Here is a 5174-nt window from a genome sequence, read left to right on the forward strand (position 1 = left end):
GTCGCGCCCGGCGGCGGCGAGCCGCGCGGTCTCGGCCTGGAGGCGCAAGGCGCGGCGCGGTTCGGCGTAGGCGCCTCCGCCCGGCACCGCGTGGCCCCGGCGGTCCCAGGGCCGGCGGGGATCCGGATGGGCGAGGAGGAAGGCCGCCGCGGCCGCCACCAGCGCCTCCGGGTCCGGGACGAGGCCGTCGAGGAGGCCGAGGGCGAGCGCCTCCCGGGGAGGCATCAGCCTGCCGCCGAGGACGGGATCGAGCGCCGCATCGAGCCCGATCATGTGGACGAGGCGCAGGAGACCGCCGGCCCCCGGTACGAGGCCGAGCGTGACCTCCGGCAGTCCGAGGCGGATCGCCGGGTCGTCGAGGCAGAAGCGGGCGTGGCAGGCGAGGGCGAGCTCGAACGCACCTCCAGCCGCTAACCCGGCCAGGCAGGCCGCGAACGGGATGCCGGCAGTCTCGATCCGGCGAAACAGCGCCTTGATGCGCTGCGCGTCCGCGAGGCTCGCTGCCGGGCCGGTGCGGGCGAGGGACGCAATCTCGCCGAGGTCGCCGCCGACCCCGAAACCGGCCTTGGCCGAGGCAAGGATGACGCCGCGCGGGCGCTCGGCCGGGTCGGCAGACTCGATCCCGGTGAGGACCGCGTCCAGCTCGGCCTTGAACAGCGCGCTCGTGCGGTTGGCGCGGCTCTCGGGATCGTCCAGTGTCACGACGAGGAGGCCGTCGGGTCGCCGATGGGAATGCAGGTAGCGCATCACGCCGCGATCCGTTCGAGGATGGCGGCGGAGGCCATGCCGGCGCCGATGCAGAGCGTCGCGAGACCGTAGCGCTCGCCACGCCGGTCCATCTCGTCGACCAGCGTCCCGACCAGCATGGCGCCAGTGGCGCCGAGGGGATGGCCCATGGCGATGGCGCCGCCGTTGACGTTGACCCGGTCCGGATCCACCCCGGTCTCGGCCAGGAAGTGGAGCACGACCGATGCGAAGGCCTCGTTGACCTCGAACAGGCCGATCGCCCCGAGGGGGAGGCTCGCGAGGGCGAGCGCCTTGCGGGCCGCGAGTGCCGGCCCGGTCAGCATGATCGTCGGCTCGCAGGAGATCGTGGCGACGGAGACGATGCGGGCCCGCGGCGTCAGGCCGTAGGCCGCCGCGGCGCGCGGACTCGCCACCAAGGCGAGGGCTGCCCCGTCGACGATGGCCGAGGAATTGCCGGCAGTGTGCTCGTGCTCGATCGCGGCGGCGCGGTCGCCGTACCGGCGCAGGGCGACGGCATCGAAGCCGCTCCGGCCCGCCTCGGCGAAGACCGGCGCGAGGGTGGCGAGGGATTCGGGCGTCGTGCTGGCCCGGATCGCCTCGTCGCGTGCGAGCAGAACCACCCCAAACTCATCACTCACCGGCACGACGGAGCGTGTGAAGCGTCCCTCGTCCCAAGCCTGCGCCGCCAGGCGGTGGGAGCGGGCTGCATAGCGGTCGAGGTCGGCGCGGGAGAAGCCGCCGAGGGTCGCGATCAGGTCGGCGCTGATTCCCTGCGGCACGTAGTCGAGCGCCGCCGAGGTTCCGGGATCGAACTGCCAGGCGCCGCCATTGGAGAACATCGGCACCCGCGACATCGATTCGACGCCGCCGGCCAGGACGACCTCCTCCCAGCCGGAGCGTACCTTCTGAGCGGCAAGGTGGATCGCCTCCAGGCCCGAGGCGCAGAACCGGTCGATCTGCAGGCTGGGCGGAGCGGAGTCCCGGCCATTGAGCAGGGCGGCGGTTCGTCCGATCGGCCCGCCCTGCTCGCCGACCGGCGAGACGCAGCCGATGACGATGTCCTCGATCGCCGCTGGATCGAGGCCGGTGCGCCGGTGCAGCGCCTGCATCAAGTCGGCGAGGAGCCGCGCGGGCTTGATTGTCGCGAGGGCGCCCCCGGTGCGGCCTCGGCCGCGCGGAGTGCGGATCGCCTCGCACAGCAAGGCATCGGCAACGGGCGGCATCCGGGCTTCCTCCGGCGGCGGGAAGGCCGGTCTGTGCCATGGATTTCTACTATTTGCAAATTTATTCCGAAATACGATAGATTGCCGTGGGTGGTCAGGGGCCGCCCGCCGCCGGAGCGCCCGATGACCGAGTCCGTGGAGCCACCGCCCGCCGCCCGCTTCGCGCGGATGGAGCATTATCTGCGCCACCACGCGGCGACGCGGGGCGAGGCGCCGGCCCTGCTGTTCTACGGTGCGGTCCTGTCCTACGCCGAGACTTGGCGGCGCGCCGCCGCCCTCGCCCGACACTTGGCGACGGCCGCGGGGATCCGGCCGGGCGACCGGGTCGCGATCGCGCTGCAGAACAGCCCCCACCTCATCGTCGCGTTCCAGGGGGTGCTGGCGGCAGGGGCAGTGGTGGTGCCGCTCAATCCGATGTACCGGGAAGCCGAAATGGCGGCGATCCTGGAGGACAGCGGCGCCCGCCTGGCGATCGTCGGGGCCGAGTTGATCGGCCGCTTCCCGGCGCACCTGCCGCTGATCGCCGCCGTCTACGCCGACGCGCTCCCGGCCCGGCCCCTGGGACCGCTGCCGCCGGTCCTGGCCGAGCCCGCGGCGGTCCCGGCCGAGGCACGGATCACCGCCTTCGCGGCGGCAATCGCCGGGGAGGGATCGCGGAGTGGCGGCCAGCACGACGCCCGTGAGGGCGGGGTGATGCCGTACACCTCCGGCAGCACCGGCCGCCCGAAGGGCTGCCCGCACGAGCACGCGGCGGTGGTCCACACCGCCGAGACCCAGGCGCGCTGGTATCGTCTCGACGGCGACAGCGTGGTCACGGCGGTGCAGCCTCTGTTCCACGTTGCCGGAATGCAGGGCTCGATGCATGCCGGGCTGGTGGCCGGCGCGGCCCTGCTCGTCATGACGCGCTGGGACGCGGCGGCGGCCCTACGGCTGTTCGCCTGGGCCGGGGTGACGTTCTGGAATGCGCCGCCGACCATGGTCATCGACCTGCTCGCCCGGCCGGATTTCGATCCGGCGGCCTTCGCCCGGCTGCGGGTGATCACCGGAGGCGGCTCTGCGATGCCGGGAGCGGTGGCAGCCGAGCTCGCGACGCGGTTCGGCCTCACCTACGTCGAAGGCTACGGCCTGAGCGAGACCATGTCGCCGACCCATCTCAACCCGCTCGACCGGCCGCGGGCCGGCAGCATCGGCGTGCCGATCGACGGCACCACGGCGCTGATCGTCGATCCCGACACGCTCCTCCCTTGCGCGGACGGTGAGGTCGGCGAGATCATGGTGGCGGGTCCACAGGTCATCGCCCGCTACTTCTCGAACCCGCGCGCTGACGCCGAGGGCTTCGCCACCCTGGCGGGGCGCCGGCTCTTGCGGACCGGCGATCTCGGGCGGCGCGACGCGGACGGCTACTTCTACGTCGTCGACCGGCTGAAGCGCATGATTAACGCCAGCGGCTTCAAGGTCTGGCCGAGCGAGGTCGAGGAGGTGCTGCACCGCCACCCCGCCGTGCGGCTGGCCTGCGTGGTGGGCGCGCCCGATCCGTACCGGGGCGAGACCGTGCAGGCCTACCTTGTGCTCAAGGACGGCGCCGCTGCGGATCCGGAGGGAATCGTCGCGTTCTGCCGCACGCACCTCGCCGCCTACAAGGTGCCGCGTCGCGTCGCCTTCGCCGAGTGCCTGCCCATCGGGCCGTCGAACAAAGTCGATTGGCGGGCCCTGAGCTTCAGGGCCCAGGTGGAGGCCGGGGTGATGCGGGATCGTTGAGCTTGTGCAACCGACCGACGATCCCGCGCATCTCAATCCAATCCGGCAAGACGCCCAATCCGGCAAGCCTCCGATCTTGGGCAAATCCAGCCGGTATCTATGCCTCCAGCGCCGAAACCGCCTGTGATGCCACTCCAGCCATTGGCCCGCTAAACATCGGCGCAGGGGTCGGCAACGCGCTGCAGCGCTTGCAGGCACCGTCACATAACCGCGATGCGCGCCGCGGTCGCCTGGTCCCGGCGGGGCGCCACCAGCGCTCCGGCGATCGGCCGGAGGGCGAGCAGCATCAGGATCCGGCTGGCCCGGCGCGTCTGCGCGGCCGCGGCCGCCCTCGCGAGGAATGCCTCCATCCGGTCGACCACGCCGTGCAGGGCCCGGACGCTGGCGAAGGGCACGGACCAGGCCCTGAGATCCGGCAGGAAGCGAGCGCCCGGGAACGTGCGGACGAGAGCCACGCCTCCTCGTTGTAGGCAAAGCCGACCCTCACATGGCCGTCCCTCGCGCGCGCGAGGATGTGGCGCGTCGAGAGCTTCCGGCCGTTGTGGGCAAGCGCGGCGAGGTACGCGCGACCTTCGAGGCCGGGGATGTCGAGGGAGACTGGGTGCCCGTCGAATTCGGCATCGCGCAGGATCCGCTCGATCCTGGCCTGCGCCTTGTGTTGCTCCTGCGCGACAGCCTCCGCGAACCGGGTCACCCGGCTGACGGCGAGCACGCCCGGGACGTGCCACGATCTCGTTGCGGCGCGGAAGCGAGCCCTCGGGAAGCTCTGCTTGAACCGGGGCAGCAGCAACGATTCAGCGACGGAAAACTGGACCGCCGCGCCGTCCGGTCGGGCCGTGACGGTGAAGGAGCCGATCGTCAGCATCATGGAGGTCGTCTCCTCCGATCGGAGCCCTTCCGATCGCGGCCATCGTCTCGCAGGGTTGATCGTGCCCGAGTCTAGAAGAGCCCGCGACGTCTGTCCTTCATCCCATAGGACCGGCATGCTGATCCTCCCTCGGTTTCGCGGACACCTCTGCTATGCTCGTTACGGGCGGGGAAGGTGTTTGATGGCAAAGACACGACGCGAATTCACCCCCGAGTTCAAACGCGAGGCGGTCGCCCTGCTCGAGAGCAGCGGCCGGTCGCAGATGCAGGTCGCCGCGGAACTCGGGATCCAGCCCTCCATGCTGCGCCAGTGGCGAACCGTGCTGATGGACGGCTCCCCGCCAAAGCGACCCGCAGGCTTGCCGGGCCTCGCTCCTACGAGCCCGGTTGCCTCGCCGTCCGATCAGGCAGCTGAGATCGCCCGCCTGCGCCGCGAACTCGACCGGACGCGCATGGAGCGCGACGTGCTAAAAAAAGCGATCGGCATCTTCGCGGAGATGCCCAAGTGACGTTCGCCTTCATCGAGCAGCATGCGACCACCTCGCCGGTGCGTCTCATGTGCCGCGTGCTCGGACTGTA

4 protein-coding genes and 1 pseudogene are annotated in these 5174 nt (G+C 71.5%); 2 read left to right on the forward strand and 3 right to left on the reverse strand.

All coding sequences use genetic code 11. The features are described 5' to 3' along the window. On the reverse strand, positions 1–747 hold a 747-nt coding region (locus VQ02_RS30415; protein ID WP_048447995.1), incomplete at its 3' end, for an enoyl-CoA hydratase-related protein. Next, positions 747–1970: an acetyl-CoA C-acetyltransferase gene (locus VQ02_RS30420; RefSeq protein ID WP_048447996.1), complete on the reverse strand. Its 1224-nt coding sequence runs from the start codon at positions 1968–1970 to the stop codon at positions 747–749. The genes VQ02_RS30420 and VQ02_RS30415, both read right to left, overlap by 1 nt. 123 nt (positions 1971–2093) lie before the next feature. On the opposite strand from VQ02_RS30420, the gene VQ02_RS30425 reads away from it, so the two are divergent. Further along, on the forward strand, positions 2094–3728 hold the full coding sequence (locus VQ02_RS30425) for an AMP-binding protein (RefSeq protein ID WP_048447997.1): 1635 nt from the start codon (positions 2094–2096) through the stop codon (positions 3726–3728). A gap of 200 nt (positions 3729–3928) precedes the next feature. Here the strand turns inward: VQ02_RS30425 and VQ02_RS30430 are convergent, their stop codons facing one another. After that, the gene (locus VQ02_RS30430; protein ID WP_048447998.1) at positions 3929–4183 is read right to left on the reverse strand and encodes a hypothetical protein; all 255 of its coding nucleotides are present in this window, start codon (positions 4181–4183) and stop codon (positions 3929–3931) included. 594 nt (positions 4184–4777) lie between these two features. On the opposite strand from VQ02_RS30430, the pseudogene VQ02_RS30435 reads away from it, so the two are divergent. Beyond that, positions 4778–5174: pseudogene (locus VQ02_RS30435) on the forward strand (transposase); the annotation flags it as partial.

The sequence above is a fragment of the Methylobacterium variabile genome (assembly GCF_001043975.1).
Classification (GTDB): Bacteria; Pseudomonadota; Alphaproteobacteria; order Rhizobiales; family Beijerinckiaceae; genus Methylobacterium; species Methylobacterium variabile.